The sequence below is a fragment of the Arthrobacter sp. 754 genome, assembly GCF_040548695.1.
In the GTDB taxonomy this organism is placed as follows: domain Bacteria; phylum Actinomycetota; class Actinomycetes; order Actinomycetales; family Micrococcaceae; genus Arthrobacter.
In genome coordinates this window covers 1-17,909 of the sequence record NZ_JBEPSC010000009.1, presented here as the reverse complement: position 1 = coordinate 17,909, position 17,909 = coordinate 1, and the positions used below count along the sequence as shown (strand labels likewise).

The following is a 17,909-nucleotide window of genomic DNA, read 5'->3' as shown; positions in this document are numbered from 1 at the left end:
CGATGACCGAAGAGATCACGACGGCGGCACCTCCCGTTGAGGAGGATGCGCCCCTTGCTGAGCCGGGGGCGGCATCCGGCTCAGAGCGCCCCTTCGCCGTCACGCCCCGGGACACCTTTGTGGACGGTGCGGCCCTGTTTCCGGGCGACACCGGAGTGCTCTCCATGAAGGTGCGCCAAGCACTGGTGAAGCTCCTCAAGGGCCCCTACGTCGACGGTGGCCGGGACGAAAAACTGTGGACCACGCTGCTGGACAACCAGCTGATCCTCCGCAGCCGCCTCTCTGAGCTCTTCCTCACGCTTCAGCTGGACCACGAGCGGAAGATCGCCGTTCTGCGCCCCGTCGATCCCGACGCGATCGGCGGCAGCACTCGGTCCAGCATCCTCCGCCAGCAGCGTGCCCTGAGCCGGGTGGAAACCATCGTCCTGCTCCGCCTGCGCCTCCTGCTGGACCGCCACGTCACGGCCCAGACCGACCCCACCATTACACGTGAGGAAATCGCAGACCTCGTGGCCCACTACCAGCCCGCCGGCCAGCAGGACGCGCTGCGCGACTCTGACGTCGTCACCCGCGCCATCACCAAGCTCCTGGCCCGCCAACTCCTCATCACCACACCCCTGGACGACGTCTACACCATCTCCAACGCCCTCCCCCTCGCGCTGCCCTTCGAAAACATCGGCGACATCCCGGCCCAAATCGAAGCCCTGGTGGCAGCCACCACAGATGCCACAGGAACAGAAGCAATGCTGGAGCTCGACACGGACTCCGCGGCTGAAGACGACGACGCCCCCGGTGACGCACCCAACCACGCCGAAGGACGAATGCTGCGCGGCGAAGGGGCGGAGGCGGCATCGGCTGCGGAGCCGAACCCAACCACCACAACGGAGGACTCCAAGTGAGCATCGCAACCATGCTGCCGATGGGCGAGCTCACGAACCCGGGCCAGATGCGGCTTGCGCTGGTGCAGGTGGTCAACTGGGGGACATTCCATGGGGCGCACACGATGCACGTGGACCGGAACGGGACGCTGCTGACGGGCAACTCGGGCGTGGGCAAGTCCACGCTTTTTGATGCCATGCTGCGGGTGTTTGACGCGAGGCCGCGCTCGAACGAGGCGGCTGCCCAGCGCGCCGGCGGTGCCGTGGAGGACAAGAGGACCACGTTCACGTACATGCGGGGCAAGGTGGGCGACAAGGCCGTGGGCGAAGGCTCGGCCAGTGCCTTCCAGCGTCCGGGCGCCACGTGGTCCGCCGTGGGCCTGACGTTCGATAACGCCGCGGGCACGCGCGTTACGGTGTCCGCCCTGTTCGACGTGCCCAAGAACGGCACGGAGTCCAGCGTCGGGCGCTTCTACCTGATCGACAACAAGCCGCTTGACCTGCCGGCCATCGAGGACATCACCGGGAAGCGTTTCACGAAGGCTGCGCTGGAGGCCATCTTCCCGGAGGCCCAGGTTTTCGATGTCCACAAGGCCTTCGCGGAGCGTTTCCGCCGGCTCCTGGGCATCAGCTCGGACCAGGCCCTGCCCCTGCTCCGTGTCATCCAGGCCGGCAAAGGACTCGGGGGCAGCGTCAACACCTTCTTCCGCGACCAGGTCCTGGATGCCCCTGCCACCCTCGCCGCAGCGGACGATGTGGTGGAGGAATTCAGCAACCTCATGTCCATCCGGCAGCGGCTGGAGGACGTGCGGCAGCAGCGCGACCAGCTTGCCCCCGTTCCCGGGCTGAACAGGGAATACGCCCAGGCTTTGCTGGACGCGAACCGGCTCCGGGAGCTGGCCGGCGAGGAGTTCGAGGCCTACAAACAGCAGCTCGCTGTCACGGTGCACCAGAAAACGCTGGCCCGGATCAAGGAACTGGCCCAGGCAAAGGCCAAGGAACTCGGGGCTGAGCGTTCTGTCCGGGACGGACTGGCCAAGGAGCTGCGTGAGCTGGAGGCCGACTACAACAACCAGGGCGGCAATGCGATCGCCGCGATCGAGCAGTCGCTGGAGAACGCCAAAGTTGGGCTGAGGCTCCGGCAGCAGGTGGAGGAAGCAGCGCGCAAGGCACTGTCCGACGCCGGATTGCAGCTGGAGTGGACGGCTCAGGGCTGGGAGCAGGCGCACGAGCAGGCAGCAGCCAGGTCCGCGGAGCTGAAAGATGATTCCCAGGCACTGCAGGAACTCCGGTTTGAAGCGTTTGACGGCCACGCCACCAAGAAACGCGAGCTGGCCGCGGCCCAGCAGGAGCTCGTGTCGCTGAAGACGCGCAAGTCCCTGCTGCCGCCGTCGAGCATTGAGAACCGTGCGGCGATCGCTGCCGCAACGGGCGTGCCCGAGGACAGGATGCCGTTCGGCGGCGAGCTGATGGACCTTGCCGACGGGGAGGAGCAGTGGCGGCCGGCCGCGGAGCGCGCGCTCCGCAATCTGGCCACCACACTGTTGGTCCCCGGCGAACACTTCGCCGCGGTGACCCGCTACCTCAACGACCACAAGGTGCGCGGCGCCATCCGCGCCGTGGACGTGTCCAAGCCGCTCGCCGGCGGTGCGCTGGCCGTGGAGGACGCGCGCGACGGCGATCTGCTCACCAAGCTGGATATCCTCGCCAGCGGTGCTGTTTCGGACGCCGGGGCGTGGATCCGCGAGCGGATCGCCCTCGATTTCGCGTACCCGTGCGTAGAGGATCCTGACGAGCTGGCGCAGCTGGACAAGGGCCTGAGCCTGGGCGGTGTGGTCAAACGAAACCGGCACACCGTGGAAAAGGACGACCGTTTCACCAGCCGCCAGGACTACGTGCTCGGTTTCGACAACGCCGCCAAGCTGGAGCTTGTGGCCGCGCAGGTGGAAGACCTGCAGCAGGAACTGGCCAAGGCAGCCGAGCTGGCGCAAAGCCGCGAAGAGTCGCACCAGGGCATGAGCCGGCAGCTTGATGCTCTGCGGCGCATTGCCGAGGACCACCGGACGTGGGAGCAGGTTTCAGCCGTCGTCGCCGGCGAGGAACTCACCAGGATTGAACAGCGGCTCAAGGACGCCCTGGCTGCACAGGCGGACCTGGAACCGCTGCGGGCCAACATCGAAACGGCGCGCCGGAAACACCAGGCCAGCACCGAGGCAGCGGCCGTCCTGCAAAGCGAGTACAAGTCGCTGGACCGGCAGCTCAGCGCCGCCGATTCCCTGCTGGAAGCCGCACGGACCCGCCTGGAGCAGGCACCGCCGTCGGACGCCACCGTCACCGCCCTGGAACCCTACTTCACCGACTTCGGTGACATCAGCGAGATGCACGAGCTGGACAACCTGGCCAACCGTGTCCGGACGGCGCTGCTGGGGGACCTGCACGCAACCGAGACGCGGGGACAGGCAACCTCTGAGCGCCTGACCCGGATCTTCGAAGGCTTTGTGCGTGAGTGGGGATCGGCGATTTCCGCTGACCACGGCACGTCCATCGGCGCTGCGGGGGAGTTCGAAGCCCGCTACCACGCCATCGTCAGCGACGGCCTGCCCGCCCAGGAATCGGAGTTCCGCCAGTTCTTCAACCAGCGCACCCACGAATCCTTCAGCACACTGCTGCACCTGCTGGATGAGGAACGCCGCTCCATTTCCAGCCGGATCCTGCCCCTCAACGGCATCCTGGCCGAGGTCAACTTCCACGAAGGCAGCTTCCTGGAACTGGACATCAAGCAGACCATGCCGGCCACGGCCAGGCAGTTCAAGGACGCCATCCACAACGCGCTGAAGGCACGGCACACCCGGCCCTCCCGCGGCGGTGCGGACACCACCGCACCCGGAGGGGACGACGACGCCGAGCTCACCGCCCGCTACAAAGCCCTCGAAACGCTGGTCAAGAGATTGGGTTCCCAGACCCCGGAGGACCGCCGCTGGCGTGCCGAAGTGCTCGACGTCCGCGGGCACCTTTTCATCCAGTGCAAGGAGCACCGCGACGTTGCCGGACCCCGCGGCGGCAAGCGGACCGACGTCTACATGCACGCGGACACCGGCTCGATGTCAGGCGGTGAACGGCAGCGCTTTACCGCCTTCATCATGGCTGCGGCCCTGAGCTACCAGCTGGGCATCGCCGAACAGGGGTTCACCACCTACGGCACGGTGATGATGGATGAGGCCTTCGTCCTGGCCTCCGAGGAATTCGCCGGCGCGGGCATCAAGGCCCTGCACGAGTTCGGATTCCAGCTGTTGCTCGCCGCCCCGGAGAACGTGATCGACCTGTCCAGGCACCTCGGCTCCGTCACGGAGATCCTGCGGGACAAGCGCACCAACCGGTCCGGTGTCCTGACCGCCCCGGTGATACGGCCGCGGCCCGGCGAAGAAGGCACCTGGCGGTCCGAAGCGAACCCTGTGGACATCGTCCTGCGCTAGCTGTGACCGTTGGAACGTTTTTATAACAAATCGATGGATATATTGCGGAAGTCCTAGTCGGAGTTGTGCGGCGGATGCCATTCTGGTGGACATCAAACAGTCGCCTTCATCCTCCCTGATGGGTAGCCGCGGAACGCTGGGTCCCACGTCTAACGCCTGCCGAGGTTGACGGCCTTTTCTTGAAAGGCACCACCAATGCACCCAGCAAATCGCGCCCGCGCTCTGGCGGCTCTCGCGACCCTCGCAGCCCTCACCCTTACGGGCTGCATGGCAAACGTCTCATCAGGCGCTGCCGGTACTCCCACCGCAGGGGTCACCTCCTCTGCGCCGGCGAGCGCCACCCCCGCCCCCAGCAGCATGGCGAGCCCGACGACGGCTGGTGAGCAGCCGATGTCGTCCGCTCCGGCGTCGTCCGCTCCAGCGACTGCCGGGCTGGCGACGTATACGTTCCCGGATGGTCGGCTGTCGTTCAAGCACCCCGCGGATTGGCGCGTGGAGCTGTTTGAGGCGTCCTCCTCCCCGTTCGTGGGAACAGCAACCGTTTACGACGCGACCGGGCAGAGGCAGGCCGAGATTTTCACCGGCGTAATTGCCGACGGCGTGAGCAGTCCCGTGGTCCGGACCGTGTTTGAATCCCTTCCGGTTCCCGGTCTTCAAGGGCAGCCTGAACCCGCCGCCCACTACTCCTTCTATGTGGACAACGTGAACGACATCGCCAAATACCGGATGCACCTGACGGCGGGGGCGCCCATCGCCGGGGCTGAGATGGGGCTGCCGGGGCTCATCCGCATCGGTGAGCGGGTCCTGATTGCCGAAGTGACCTTCGTTGATAACCCCTTCGCGAGCGACGACGCCGCCAAGGCCTGGCTTTCCGGGACCGAGGGGCAGGCACTGAAGACCCTGCTGATGAGCATGTCCTACCGCTGACACTGCAGGCACCACAGGCGCTCCTTCACGGAAGTGGGGGAGCGCTTTCCTGTGTCCTTTGTCACGTCGGGCAATTAAGGTACGTAAACCTTGCGTATTTCACAAGAGGCTAGGCTAGCCTTACTTAGGTTTGCTTCATTCACCTAAGGAGTTCAGTGACTTCCCCCCACTTTTCCGGCCCGACTGCCACCCGCCGCACGCTGTTCAAGTCAGCCGGCAAGGCAACTGCCGTCCTGGCCGCGGCAGCTCTGACGCTGTCTGCCTGCGCCACCGGACCCGCAGCTTCCACATCGGACGACGGCGCTTCCACCACCAGCAGCGCACAGTTCCCGGTCACCATCAAGCACGTCTTCGGCGAGACCACCATCAAGGAGCAGCCCACCCGCGTCGCAACAGTCTCCTGGGTCAACGACGACGTCGCCATTGCCCTGGGAGTTGTTCCCATGGGCGTTCCCAAGAACGAATGGGGCGGCAACGAGCAGGGCTCCACCCCCTGGAAAGACGCGGCACTGACTGAACTCGGCGCCGGCTTCGGCTCGGAGAAGGCTCCGGTCCAGTACTCGGAGGCCGACGGCATCAACTTCACCGAGATCGCCAAGCTCACCCCCGATGTCATCCTGGCGGCCTACTCGGGCCTGACCGAAGAGGATTACAAGAAGCTCAGCGAGATCGCCCCCGTGGTGGCCCACCCCGAGGTGGCCTACGGAACCTCCTGGCAGGACTCCACCGCCATCATCGGCAGGGCCCTGGGCAAGGACGCGGAGGCCGCCAAGCTGGTCTCCGATACCGAGGCCACCATCAAGGACAAGGTGTCGAAGTACCCGCAGATCGCCGGCAAGAGCTTCATCTACGGCAACCTCGAGCCCGCCTCTGCCGACGGCGTCAACGTTTACACGGCCAACGACAACCGTCCGCGCTTCCTGAGCGGGATCGGCATGCAGCCCGCTTCCGTTGTGGAGGAGAACTCGAAGGGCTCCAAGGAGTTCTTCATCAAGTGGTCCGCCGAGAAGGCCAACGAACTGGACTCCGACATCTTCGTGACCTGGGTCCCGGACGCCGCCACCGCCGATTCCATCAAGGCGGACCCACTGCTCGGCCAGATCCCGGCCATCCGGAACGGCGCCCTGGTTGCCGATTCGGACAACACACTGACGCTCTCCATCTCCGCGTCCTCCCCGCTGAGCCTGCCGTGGTCACTGGACACGTTCCTGCCGCAGCTGGCGAGCGCCGCGGATAAAATTGCCGCCGCAGTGAAGTAAGCACCGTTCCATGACGGACAGTACGACGACGGCGCCCACCCAGCGGCGAGGTCCCGGCGGTTTGGTGCCGCCAATGCGCCGATTCCTCACCTCTCAGCGTCCGGCCGGCGGCCGCGCGCGCCCCCTGGGCAAGCAAGCCGCCTGGCTGCTTGCCGCCGTCGTCGTACTTATTGTCTTGACTGCCGCGTCGCTGGCGGTCGGTGCCCGCGGGCTTTCCCTGGCCACCGTGTGGCAGGCCCTCGTCCAGTCCGAACCCGGTAACGGGGACCATGCCGTTGTCCATGCCCGCATCCCGCGCACAGTTCTGGGATTGCTCGCCGGGGGTGCGCTGGGCCTGGCCGGCGCAGCCATGCAGGGCGTGGCCCGCAACCCGCTGGCCGATCCCGGCATCATGGGCGTCAACGCCGGTGCCGCCCTGGCCGTGGTCACCGGCATCTACATCTTCGGCATCTCATCCCTGACCGGCTACATCTGGTTCGCCTTCATCGGCGCAGCGGCTGCCGCCGTCGTGGTTTACCTCATCGCATCCCTGGGCAGGGACGGTGCGACGCCGGTCAAGCTCGCCCTCGCGGGGGCAGCCCTCAGCGCCGGTCTGTTCTCGCTGATGAACGTCATCCTGGTTTCCAGCCAGGACACCCTGGACCGCTTCCGCTTCTGGCAGGTGGGCGGGATTGCCGGACGGGACTGGTCAGTGGTGCTTCCCGGCCTGCCGTTCCTCGCTGTGGGGGCACTCATCGTCCTGTCCACCAGCCGTATCCTCAACAGCCTGGCCTTGGGAGATGACATCGCCCGCGGCCTGGGCCAGCGCGTCGGCCTGACCCGGGCCATAACAGCTCTGGGCATTGTGCTGCTCTGCGGTTCGGCCACGGCGCTGGCAGGCCCCATCGGTTTCGTCGGTCTGGTCATTCCGCACGCCGTCAGGTCCCTGACGGGTCCTGACTACCGCTGGATCCTGCCGTTCTCCCTGCTCCTGGCCCCGGCGCTGCTCCTCGGCGCCGATATCGTTGGCCGCGTCATCCTGCTCCCCGGCGAGGTCCCGGCCGGCATCATGACGGCCCTCATCGGCGCACCGGTCTTCGTGTGGCTGATCCGCCGCGGGAAAGGGGCCGGACTGTGAAACTCACCGAAACGGTCCCCAAACCCCCCGTTGCCCTATCACTTCCGGTCGTCAAAACCGGCTTTTGGCGACCAAAAGTGATAGCGCAAGGCTGGCGGACGGGGTTGCTGGCAGCCGGCGTGGTGGTCATGGTTGCCGTCTACGTCCTGCTCGGCAGCTACACCGTGACCATCCCGGACTTCTTCAAGATCGTTATCGCCCACCTGACGGGCGGCGAACGGATCCCGGGCGCCAGCTTCGTCGTCATGGAAAACAAGCTGCCGCGGGCCGTGATCGGGACCATGATCGGGGTGGCCTTCGGCCTGGCCGGCGGACTGTTCCAGACCATGCTCCGCAACCCGCTGGCCAGCCCCGATGTGATCGGCATCAGCTACGGCGCCAGCGCGGCAGCAGTCACCGCCATCGTGGTCTTCGGTGCATCCGGCGCGGCAGTCTCCGGAGCTGCCCTGGCCGGAGCGCTGGGAGTGGCAGCGGTTATCTACGCCATCTCCCGCGGCGGATCACTCGGCTCCGGCGGCGGCAACCGCGGAAACGCTGCCGGAAACCGGCTGATCCTGGCCGGTGTGGGCATCGCCGCCGCCCTGCACGCAGTGGTCAACTTCCTGATGACCCGAGCCGACATCCGCACTGCCGCGGACGTGCTGGTGTGGCTCAACGGCTCCCTTAACTCCGCCAACTGGGACCGCGCCGCGATGCTGTCCCTGGCACTCCTGGTCCTGGTCCCGGCCGTCATGGCCCTCGCCGGCCCGCTCCGCATCCTGGAACTCGGCGACGACGCCGCGGCCGGGCTGGGCATCCGCGTCGGGTTCACCCGACTCGCCGTGGTGGTCACCGCAGTCGCGCTGGCGGCGGTGGCGACGGCGGCAGCAGGCCCGGTGGCATTCGTCGCCTTCCTCTCCGGTCCCATCGCCCGGCGCGTCACGAACATAGCCAGCCTGCCGGCGTCGGCCTTTGTTGGCGCACTCATTGTCCTGGCGGCCGATTACTTCGCCGCCAACATTGCCCCCCTGCTGCTGGACGGCACCGTGCTGCCCGTCGGCGTGATCACCGGCGCGCTCGGTGCCCCGTTCCTGCTGTGGCTTTTGGTCACGGCCAACCGGAAGGATGCCTGACATGGCTGTTCTCAGCGCCAAGGACCTTACGCTGAAATACGATCAGCGCTGCGTGGTGGACGGCCTCACGGCCGATATCCCCGAAGGCAAGGTGACCATGATCGTGGGCGCAAATGCCTGCGGCAAGTCCACCCTCCTGCGCGGCCTGTCCCGCCTGCTCAAACCCGCGGGCGGGGCGGTCACGCTGGACGGGAAGGATATCCATTCCCGTCCAGCCCGCGAACTGGCCCGCACCCTGGGACTCCTTCCGCAGCATCCCACCGCGCCGGACGGCATCGCCGTCCGCGACCTTGTGGGGCGTGGGCGGTACCCGCACCAGGGCTTCTTCCGGAGCTGGAGCCCGGGTGACTCGTCACACCATGATCTCGCCGTGCAGCGCGCGCTCGAGGCGACTGAAACGCTGGACCTCGCCGGGAGGAACGTCGATGAACTTTCCGGCGGACAGCGCCAGCGCGTCTGGATTGCCATGGCACTGGCCCAGGAAACGGAGGTCCTGCTGCTGGACGAGCCCACCACCTACCTGGACCTGGCCCACCAGGTGGAAGTCCTGGACCTCGTCACGGACCTGAACCGCAAACGCGGCACCACCGTGGCCATCGTCCTGCACGACCTGAACCTCGCGGCACGCTACGCGGACCATGTCATCGCCATGAAGAACGGCGAAGTCGTTGCCTTGGGCGATCCCTCTGCAGTTGTTACCGAAGAGCTGGTCCGCAGCGTCTTCGGCCTCGAATCCCGGGTGATCCCTGATCCGGTCTCAGGCACGCCACTGATCATTCCCATCGGACGCCACCACATCACCGCCACTGAATTGGAGCTCGTTTCATGAAGACCCGCGAAATAGCCGCCACCGAGCCCATGACCCTGGCCTTCGAGGTCACCGTTTCCTCCGTGCAGGAGCTGAGCCCCAACTTCCGCAGAATAACTTTTGGCGGGTACTGCCTGCGCGACTTCGGCGTGAACGGCGACACCCTGGACCTGCGGATCAAGCTGATGATCCCCTCCCTGGCGGAGGAAGGCAAGGAGATCCCCCTGCCGCCCTTCGAGATGGCGCAGTCCGGCTGGTACCAGGAATGGCTGGCCATGGACCCTGCCGTCCGGGGCTCCATGCGCACCTACACGGTCCGCGGATCGCGGCTGGACTCGGTCTATCCGGAGCTCGACGTTGATTTCGTCGTGCACTTTGACGCGGAGGGCAACGGCGGTCCGGCCGCCAACTGGGCCCTCAACGCCAAGCCGGGCGATTCCATCACCATCATCGGCCCCAACAACCGCGCCGCCCAGTGCTACACCGCCGAGATCTACGGCGGCATCGAGTGGCGGCCAGGAATGGCCCAGCGTGTCCTCCTCGCCGGCGACGAAACCGCCGTTCCCGCCATTGCCGCCATCCTCGAAAGCCTTCCGCCCTACATGTCCGGCCACGCCTTCCTGGAGGTCCCGGAGGCCGGCGACTTCCTGGACCTCACGTCACCGGCCGACGTCCAGATCACCTGGCTTGCCCGCGGCGCGGCCATCGGGCGGTCCCGCCCGCACGGCGAGCTGCTGCAGGAAGCGGTACGCAAGGCCGTCCCCGTTCCGGGCTGGGTGGGGATCAAAGCGTCCGACGCCGGCGCAGGCCCCGAGCCGGAGGACGTCAACGTGGACGTGGACATCCTCTGGGAGACCCCGGCACGGATGGAAACCGCCGAGATCGAGGCCAGCAAGAACCCCGGCGTTCCGGCGGGCGGCATGCCGTTCTACGCCTGGATCGCCGGTGAAGCAGCCGTGATCAAGGACATGCGGCGCTACTTGGTGCGGGACGTGGGGATCGACCGGAAGCAGGTTGCGTTCATGGGCTACTGGCGCCGCGGCAAGGCCGAGCTCTAAGCCTTTAGCTGGTTTGGCCACAAGCCAGCGGTTGCTGGCTGGGGTGCGTCGTCGGCGCTCCTTTGCCGTCGCTTAGACACCTTCCTTCGCTTCATTCGGCCGCTGGCGGCCTTACTCCGCTTTGGTCGGCGATGCGCTCCCTGCAAAGAAACGCCGCCGACGGTGCCTCATCTCGCCTCCACGGGTCGCATCCCAACGCTCTGGCACTTCCTGTCGCCTTTTTCCAAACGCTCTTGCAGTTCCCGTGGGTCTTTTCCAAACGCTCAGGCGCCACCTGTCGCTGGTTGTTAACCCTCGTGTTTCCTTGGGTGGGTACGGTGTTGGGGTGTGTGCTGATTCTTTGCTTCCTTCGAGTGGGCGGCGTGTGTTCGTTGCCCTGGGGGACTCCTTTACCGAGGGCGTGGGGGACCGGGACGAGCGGTTGCCCAACGGGGTGCGGGGTTGGGCAGACCGGGTGGCGGAGAAGCTCGCCAAGGCCGACCCCGGGTGGGAGTATGCCAACCTGGCCATTCGGAGCAAGCGTCTGCGGCATGTCGTCAGCGATCAGTTGGAGCCTGCGCTCGCCATGGATCCGACGCTGATTACGCTGTACGCGGGCGGCAACGACATCCTGGACATCGGCACCGACATGGCGTCCTTGATGGACGAGTACGAAAACGTCGTGGCGCGGCTTGCCGGGAGCGGGGCCACTGTGGTCCTCTTCACCGGGTTCGACGTCAAGGTGTCTGCGGTACTGGAGCTCCTGAAGAAGCGGAACACGCTCTACAACCAGCGTGTGCGGGCAATCGCGGCCAAGTACGGCGCCGTCCTGGTTGACTATTGGTCCCTGGACGCCTTCCATGACCGGCGGATGTGGGACTCGGACCGGCTGCACATGTCAAAGGCCGGCCACAAATACCTCGCCGGGCAGGTCCTGGACCAGCTCGGGGTGCCGCACAAGATCCGTCCCATGGAGTGGGATCCGCCCGAAAGGCTCAGCCTGAGGGAGTGGGAGCAACGTCAGCGGCGCTGGGTGAGGGAGTGGGTGCTGCCCCTTTTCGGCCGCAAAATCAGGGGCATCACGCTCGGCGACACCCTCACACCGCGCTGGCCGGAGCCGGTCAAGGTGCCGCGTAAAGGCGGGCTCAAGAAGTTGGCGGAAAAAAACAGGGCCAAGGCCGGTAAGTCCTAGGTATCAAGCAGGTTCTCGAAGCCCGGGGCGACCCTGTTGGCCGCGAATTCCATGATTTCAAAATCAGCCACGCCGTTGACGTAAAAAGGGTCCTTGGCAATGCTGCCTTCGAGGGTCGGCCGGTCGGCCCTGGACAGCAGCAGCCCGCCGGTGCGTGGGACCTTGCGCCCGGCGGCAACAAAAACGCCGTCGTCAAAGGCATTTTTCAACCATTCAACATGGGCGGCGAGGTGGAACTCCACGATGTCTTCGGGCACCTTGTAAGTCAGCGACACAACGTACATAGGGCCATGCTACCGGGGCGCCGACGTGCAACTTGAACCGTCAAGCATAGAATGTACGCATGACCGAACCGCGCTGGCTCAACGCCGATGAACGCCGTGCTTGGCTGGCCATGCTGAGCATCAACACCATGCTTCCCGCCGCGCTGGACAACCAGTTGCACACGGCTGGGAAAGTGTCGCTGTTCGACTACAACGTCATGGCGATGCTGTCCGAGGCGGAGGGCCGCTTTCTGCCGATGAGCGAACTGGCCGCCCGCACCAGTTCCTCGCTGTCCAGGCTCTCGCACGTGGTGTCCAAGCTGGAGAAGCGCGGATGGCTGGAGCGGCGCCCGCACCCCGGCGATGCGCGCGTCACCACCGCTCACCTGTCCGACGACGGGATGGCCACTTTGGTGGCGCTGGCGCCGGGTCACGTGGAAGCCGTCCGCAACAAGTTCCTGGACGCCTTGACGGACCGCGACGTCAACGACTTGGCCCGCATCGGGGAAAAAATTGTTGCCCGCCTCGACGATGACCATTGGATCCTCCGCGAAAGCTGATTCTTGGTTGCTCGCAGCAACAGATGACACACTGGCGCTATGGATTTTTCGGCCCGGTATGTAGCCCTCGGTGACTCCTTCACGGAAGGAGTCGGCGACGATGATGCGACCCGTCCCAACGGTGTCCGCGGCTGGGCTGACCGTGTCGCCGAGCAGCTGGGTGCTGCTGATCCCGGCTTCGGTTACGCCAACCTCGCCATCCGCGGCAGGAAGCTCCGCCAGATCATGGCAGAGCAGGTGGATGCCGCCGTCGAACTTAACCCCACCCTGGTGAGCATCTACGCAGGCGCCAATGACATCCTGCGGCCCAGGATCGACATCGATGATTTGCTTACCGAGTACGACGCCGGCATCAGCAAGCTGGCTGCCACCGGTGCCACCGTGGTGGTGTTCACGGGATTCGACGCCCGCGGCTCCAAGGTCTTCAGCACCATGCGCGGCCGCACCGCCATCTATAACGAACTGGTCCGCGGCATTGCCGGCGACCACGGGGCGCTGCTGGTGGACTACTGGCGCTTCAACGAGTACTACGACTGGGGCATGTGGGCCCAGGACCGGATGCATATGTCCGCCGCCGGGCACGCAAACATGGCCAAACGCGTCCTGACGGTGCTGCAGCACGAGCACTCCATCGAGGTACCGCCCATGACCCCGGTCCCGGAACTCAGCCGGGCCGACGCCCTCCGCGCCAACGCCCGCTGGGTCCGCGAATTCGCCGGGCCGTGGGTGGTCCGCCGGGTTACCGGCAGGTCCTCCGGCGACGGCCTGACCCCCAAGTACCCGCAGCTCACGCACCTATAGCGGAGTTTCACCTATTGGACGGCCCGCGGCGGAAGCCCGGCGTCGCGAGCAGTTCCCCGTTGGCGCGGACCGCCAGGACGGCAACATCCCAGCCCTCGGTGGCCCGGTCCAGCATCGGCTCGCCACCGGCAACGATCGCCGTGGCCAGGACATCCGCCGTCGTGATGTCCGCAGCGGCAACGGACACCTGGACAAACGCGGACCGGTCCGCAGGACGCCCCCAGATGTGGTCACCCCGCTCGGCCGAACCCGACGTCGCCAAGGCAGCGTGCCGGCGTCCGTGGCCCAGCGGATACCCAGCCAGCAACGCCCCGCGGTCCAGGGGATCCACGATGCCGACCTCCCACGGGTTATCACTCCCGGGCCCCGGCGAACCGCAGACCAGGATGTCCCCGCCGGCGTTCAGGCACCAGTCGGGACGGCCAAGCGCCAGCAGCGAGGTCCCCGACTCACGGATCGCACATGCCTTGACGAGTCCGGAAAGGTCCAGCACGCCGTCGGGCCTCTCCGCTGTGAATGCGCCCTGGGTGCTCAACCGCCACTGCATCGCCTCCTTATAAACCACGCGCATTGCAGGCGACGCAGTCCGGAGCGAGAGCTCGCCGCGCGCAAGCCTGCTCGCCTCGGAATCCGCCCGGTACAGGCTGAACGTCCGCTCCAGTTCACGGAACACGCGTTCGACGACGGCGGCAGCCGCTGCCAATTCGCCGTCGGGTGTGTTTCCTTCCGGACCCGCGTTGCCTGCCCCGGCAGTGTGTGGGTCCGCCGGTACCGGCATGGTCAGGCTCATGACTGTGCCCATGCTCTGGAATGTCCTGGCTTTCAGGACAGGCGGCGGAGCCAGGCCGCGGTGGCGCTCAGAGGTTTGCGGCATCGATGGCTGCCTGGAGGGACGTGAGATAGGCGTTGCTTGTCACGGTGGCGCCGCTGATGCTCTTCACCTTGGCCGACTGGGCCGCAAGTACCTCGCTCCGCAGCAAAGGTGCGGCCCGGTTGCTGATCTGGATGGATTTTCGGTCGTCGTCGGTGAGCTGGAGGGCCGTGACGTCGGTGATGGCTCCCGCCTTGACGGTGATCTGCACCTGTACCGAGCCAAACCGGGTCGCTACCACGGCGCCGTCGTACGTGGCCGCGGCAGCCGCCGCCGCTCCGGCGGAACCCGAGGCTGCCGAACCGGATGTGCCTGACGAGCCGGACGCGCCAGACGCGCGTGACGAACCGGACGCGCCTGACGCGCCTGACGACCCCGTGGACCCGGACGAGCCGGTCCCGTCAGTGCCGGTTCCGGTGGCCGCCGGCACGACGGAGCTGCGGATTTCCGCTACCTGTGCACCGGCCTGCCAGCCCGCCAGGAGGATGCCGGCCGAGGCCAGCGCTGCTGATACTGCTCCCCGTGCTTTCACCAGTCAAACCTTTCGTGATGGATCTGGTCCGCCCCGACGCCGGCAGCGTGGGCAGCGGAGATGACGTTGCGGGCCCAGGCTGCCGGGCCGCAGATGTAAACGTCCGAATCTGCAATATCGGGTACGTACGAGGCGAGGTTGTAGCCGGCGCGGACAGCTTCTTCGGGCAACCAGCTGTTGGCGTCCCACCGCACCCGCGGACCTGTCAGATGGAACAGCCGCGCACCCCGGTCCTCGCATAGTTCCAGGATTTCGGATCCCAGGTAGAGCTCTTCTTCGCTGTGGCCCCGCAGCAGGACTGTGGCGTCCCCGGGGGCGAACGGGGTGCTTTCCAGCAGGGCGCGCAGGGGAGTGATGCCGATTCCGGCTCCGATCATCACCACTTTGTCCCGGGTGCGCGCGGCCGTACCGAACATTCCGTACGGGCCTTCCACGGCAACCCTGGTCCCGGGCCGGAGCCTCATGAGCTGGGCTGAACCGCGGCCCAGGTTCCGGACGGTAATGCGCAGCTTTGACTCGCCCCCTGGGCCAGGAGCCAGGGGCTCTGCCGACAGGCTGAAGGGGTGCGGATGCCACCACAGGCCCGGGGCGAGGAAGCGCCAGATGAAGAACCGTCCGCCATGTCCGGCGAGCCTGTCCAGCTGGTACCCCGTCATTTCGATGTTCACCACGCCCGGGGCGACGCTGGCCACCCGGCTGACTGTGAGCTGATGCCGGGACGTGGCAAAGATCGGCTGCAGCACCCGGAAGTACAGCAGGGCCGCGCCCGTGGCCACACAGATGGCCAGCCAGTACCAGCGCTGCCAGGTCCCCTCCGCGAAAAGCCCGCCCACGCTGAACTGATGGGGGAGGGAGGTGCCGACGGCGGCATAAGTCAGCAGGTGCACGGCGTACCAAAACTCATAGGGAAATCGGCGCCGCACGGCCACCAGCGAAGTGACCACCACGGCGATAAACAGGGCCATGGACACGAAGGCCAGCCACATATCGGGTACCAGTACCCACAGGGCAACCGATTCGCTGATGGGGTCGAGCCCCTCCGCCATCCCGTAGCCGATGGCTATCAGGAGTCCGTGGCCCAGCAGGAGGTACAGGGACGGCTTACCAAGCTTGCGGTGGAATTCCAGCGCGCGGTCATGTCCGATCGTGCGGTCAATCACCGGGATCCGGGCCGCCAGGAGCAGCATCAGCAGAACCAGGTCCATGCCTGCCAGTCCCGCCACGATGCCCAGCGCGGTAAATGCGGAGGCGACCGAATTGACTACTGTTGCGCCGCCGTCGGCCAGCCACAAAGCCACCGCTGCGGCGACGGAGCCCCAGGCGGTGACGGTCAGGGCATCCTTGCGGAGCAGCCGGCGGCCGTGCTGCCGGTGGAACATTCCGGAGCCGGAAGCGCGGCCCTTTACTGGACGGGGGCTCCGGTGGCCGGAGCGGTCTTGGGCCGGAGTGGCTGGCCGGAGCTGTGTTGTCATGCTTCAAACATGAACCCCGAAGCTATCATTCAGCTGTGAAAATACCGGCCGCTCAGCTATGAGTGCAGCGGCGATGTGGCCGCCCGGAGTACTGCCGCCGATGCATGGACCTTATACACCCCGCCGAGGCGGATTGGTCTTTAATTGCCTCAACTCGTAGACTTGGTAAGCGCTAAGTGCGCGGAGCGTGCGCAATTGCTCCGGTGGCCCGGTAATTTCTCCAGGGTAGCCGGTAGTTAGGGGCTCAAGTTGCGTGACTAACCGTTCACCCTGATCACTTTGGGTCGCACCTAGACGCATGATCCTGCAGCAGATATGCGGATCATTACATTCAATTCTTGAGGAGAAGTCATGGCAGCACACTGCCAAGTGACCGGAGCCGAGCCGGGCTTTGGGCACAGCATTTCGCACTCGCACCGACGCAACAAGCGTCGGTTCGATCCGAACATCCAGAAGAAGCGCTACTGGGTTCCGTCCCTGCGCCGTAACGTCACGCTGCAGGTTTCTGCCCGTGGCATCAAGACCATCGACGTGCGTGGCATCGACGTAGTCGTAGCCGCCATCCTGGCACGAGGAGTGAAGCTCTAATGGCTAAGGACAAGGACGTACGTCCGATCATCAAGCTCAAGTCGACCGCGGGCACGGGTTACACCTACGTGACGCGCAAGAACCGTCGTAACGACCCGGACCGCATGGTTCTGAAGAAGTACGACCCCCGCATCCGTAAGCACGTCGAATTCCGAGAGGAGCGCTAAGCACATGGCTAAGAAGTCAATGATCGCCAAGAACGAACAGCGTAAAGTCATCGTTGAGCGTTATGCTGCAAAGCGCCTCGAACTGAAGAAGGCTCTGGTTGACCCTGCGTCCACCGATGAGGCACGCGAAGCCGCACGCCTCGGCCTGCAGAAGCTGCCCCGCAACGCGTCGCCCGTCCGTCTGCGTAACCGCGACATCATCGACGGCCGTCCCCGCGGTACTTTCCAGAAGTTCGGTATCTCCCGTGTTCGCTTCCGCGACATGGCTCACCGTGGTGAGCTTCCGGGCATCACCAAGTCTTCCTGGTAATCCAGCACCGCTGATTCCAGCTGCTTGAGAAGGGCCGGCAACCGTTTGGTTGCCGGCCCTTCTGCTTTTAAGCGTTGCGGTCTGTTTAGGCGCCGCCGTCCCGCCGGGCGGGAGCCTGCTGCATGGTTGTGCTGCAGCACACAGAAGCCGCGTACGACGGCGGCGCCTGGTTTTGGGAGCCAATGCCGCCTCTGGGCCCGGAACGGCGGGGTTTCGGCTCGTTGTGTGGGGGGATTTGCGGTGGGGGTTGGGTGGGTGTATTGTTTTCTAAGTCGCCGCGAGGGGAACAGTGAAGAGCTGGTTACCGCGGGCGGCCAAATCCCCTAATTCAAGACCAGATTCTGGTAGTTCTTTTGAGCGCCTGGATGTGGTGTGGGGGTCGGGTTTCTGCTGGTGTTGGTCCTGGAAGATGGATTTGCATCGGGGCGGGGATTCGGGTAAGTTTGAAAAGTTGCTCCGGAGCGATCCACGGCTGAGAAGTGTTGTGGTGGTGACGGGTGTGTCTGTTGTTTGAGAACTCAATAGTGTGCCAAGTTTGTTGA

Annotated in this window: 18 protein-coding genes; 14 read left to right on the top strand and 4 right to left on the bottom strand. The window is 65.7% G+C overall.

Annotated elements, in window-relative coordinates:
• Window positions 1-2: 2 nt before the first annotated feature.
• The 9 genes from ABIA70_RS20870 to ABIA70_RS20830 all read left to right on the top strand — a co-directional run bounded on the left by ABIA70_RS20870 (window position 3) and on the right by ABIA70_RS20830 (window position 11,803).
• Complete coding sequence (locus ABIA70_RS20870) at window positions 3-899, top strand: DUF4194 domain-containing protein (protein WP_354149501.1); 897 nt, start codon at window positions 3-5, stop codon at window positions 897-899.
• Window positions 896-4,351, top strand: a complete 3,456-nt coding sequence (locus ABIA70_RS20865) for an ATP-binding protein (protein ID WP_354149500.1) — start codon at window positions 896-898, stop codon at window positions 4,349-4,351. Before ABIA70_RS20870 ends, ABIA70_RS20865 begins: the two co-directional genes overlap by 4 nt.
• Window positions 4,352-4,546: 195 nt before the next feature.
• Entirely contained in the window at window positions 4,547-5,278 is a 732-nt protein-coding gene (locus ABIA70_RS20860) for a hypothetical protein (protein WP_354149499.1), read from the top strand.
• Window positions 5,279-5,433: 155 nt separating this feature from the next.
• Entirely contained in the window at window positions 5,434-6,537 is a 1,104-nt protein-coding gene (locus ABIA70_RS20855) for an iron-siderophore ABC transporter substrate-binding protein (protein WP_354149498.1), read from the top strand.
• Between the two features lie 10 nt (window positions 6,538-6,547).
• Window positions 6,548-7,654 (top strand): FecCD family ABC transporter permease, encoded by a 1,107-nt coding sequence (locus ABIA70_RS20850; protein WP_502917243.1) that lies wholly within the window; start codon window positions 6,548-6,550, stop codon window positions 7,652-7,654.
• A gap of 128 nt (window positions 7,655-7,782) precedes the next feature.
• Window positions 7,783-8,766, top strand: a complete 984-nt coding sequence (locus tag ABIA70_RS20845) for a FecCD family ABC transporter permease (RefSeq protein ID WP_354149544.1) — start codon at window positions 7,783-7,785, stop codon at window positions 8,764-8,766.
• Window position 8,767: 1 nt separating this feature from the next.
• The gene (locus ABIA70_RS20840) at window positions 8,768-9,595 is read left to right on the top strand and encodes an ABC transporter ATP-binding protein (protein WP_354149497.1); all 828 of its coding nucleotides are present in this window, start codon (window positions 8,768-8,770) and stop codon (window positions 9,593-9,595) included.
• Entirely contained in the window at window positions 9,592-10,632 is a 1,041-nt protein-coding gene (locus ABIA70_RS20835) for a siderophore-interacting protein (RefSeq protein ID WP_354149496.1), read from the top strand. The genes ABIA70_RS20840 and ABIA70_RS20835 overlap by 4 nt, the downstream gene beginning before the upstream one ends.
• A gap of 364 nt (window positions 10,633-10,996) precedes the next feature.
• Window positions 10,997-11,803: an SGNH/GDSL hydrolase family protein gene (locus ABIA70_RS20830; RefSeq protein ID WP_354149495.1), complete on the top strand. Its 807-nt coding sequence runs from the start codon at window positions 10,997-10,999 to the stop codon at window positions 11,801-11,803.
• On the opposite strand, the gene ABIA70_RS20825 is transcribed toward ABIA70_RS20830, so the two are convergent.
• Window positions 11,800-12,087: a YciI family protein gene (locus ABIA70_RS20825; protein ID WP_354149494.1), complete on the bottom strand. Its 288-nt coding sequence runs from the start codon at window positions 12,085-12,087 to the stop codon at window positions 11,800-11,802. The two genes, ABIA70_RS20830 and ABIA70_RS20825, sit on opposite strands and share 4 nt — an antisense overlap.
• A 59-nt stretch (window positions 12,088-12,146) precedes the next feature.
• On the opposite strand from ABIA70_RS20825, the gene ABIA70_RS20820 reads away from it, so the two are divergent.
• Window positions 12,147-12,626 (top strand): MarR family winged helix-turn-helix transcriptional regulator, encoded by a 480-nt coding sequence (locus tag ABIA70_RS20820; RefSeq protein WP_354149493.1) that lies wholly within the window; start codon window positions 12,147-12,149, stop codon window positions 12,624-12,626.
• A 39-nt stretch (window positions 12,627-12,665) separates the two neighbouring features.
• Window positions 12,666-13,427: an SGNH/GDSL hydrolase family protein gene (locus ABIA70_RS20815; RefSeq protein ID WP_354149492.1), complete on the top strand. Its 762-nt coding sequence runs from the start codon at window positions 12,666-12,668 to the stop codon at window positions 13,425-13,427.
• A 7-nt stretch (window positions 13,428-13,434) separates the two neighbouring features.
• On the opposite strand, the gene ABIA70_RS20810 is transcribed toward ABIA70_RS20815, so the two are convergent.
• Genes ABIA70_RS20810 through ABIA70_RS20800 form a run of 3 tightly spaced genes read right to left on the bottom strand, consistent with a single transcriptional unit; the run spans window position 13,435 to window position 16,302 of the window.
• The gene (locus tag ABIA70_RS20810) at window positions 13,435-14,229 is read right to left on the bottom strand and encodes an FAD:protein FMN transferase (protein ID WP_502917244.1); all 795 of its coding nucleotides are present in this window, start codon (window positions 14,227-14,229) and stop codon (window positions 13,435-13,437) included.
• Between the two features lie 55 nt (window positions 14,230-14,284).
• Window positions 14,285-14,830, bottom strand: coding sequence for an FMN-binding protein (locus ABIA70_RS20805; protein ID WP_354149490.1), 546 nt, complete (start codon window positions 14,828-14,830; stop codon window positions 14,285-14,287).
• A complete protein-coding gene (locus ABIA70_RS20800) occupies window positions 14,827-16,302 on the bottom strand; it encodes a ferredoxin reductase family protein (RefSeq protein WP_354149489.1) in 1,476 nt (491 codons plus the stop codon). The genes ABIA70_RS20805 and ABIA70_RS20800 overlap by 4 nt, the downstream gene beginning before the upstream one ends.
• A gap of 351 nt (window positions 16,303-16,653) precedes the next feature.
• On the opposite strand from ABIA70_RS20800, the gene rpmB reads away from it, so the two are divergent.
• Genes rpmB through rpsN form a run of 3 tightly spaced genes read left to right on the top strand, consistent with a single transcriptional unit; the run spans window position 16,654 to window position 17,367 of the window.
• Window positions 16,654-16,890 carry a 50S ribosomal protein L28 gene (gene rpmB / locus ABIA70_RS20795; protein WP_011693744.1) on the top strand — a complete coding sequence of 79 codons (237 nt, stop codon included), beginning with the start codon at window positions 16,654-16,656 and terminating at the stop codon, window positions 16,888-16,890.
• The gene (gene rpmG, locus ABIA70_RS20790) at window positions 16,890-17,057 is read left to right on the top strand and encodes a 50S ribosomal protein L33 (protein ID WP_011693743.1); all 168 of its coding nucleotides are present in this window, start codon (window positions 16,890-16,892) and stop codon (window positions 17,055-17,057) included. The genes rpmB and rpmG overlap by 1 nt, the downstream gene beginning before the upstream one ends.
• 4 nt (window positions 17,058-17,061) lie before the next feature.
• A complete protein-coding gene (gene rpsN / locus ABIA70_RS20785) occupies window positions 17,062-17,367 on the top strand; it encodes a 30S ribosomal protein S14 (protein WP_011693742.1) in 306 nt (101 codons plus the stop codon).
• Window positions 17,368-17,909 lie beyond the last annotated feature (542 nt).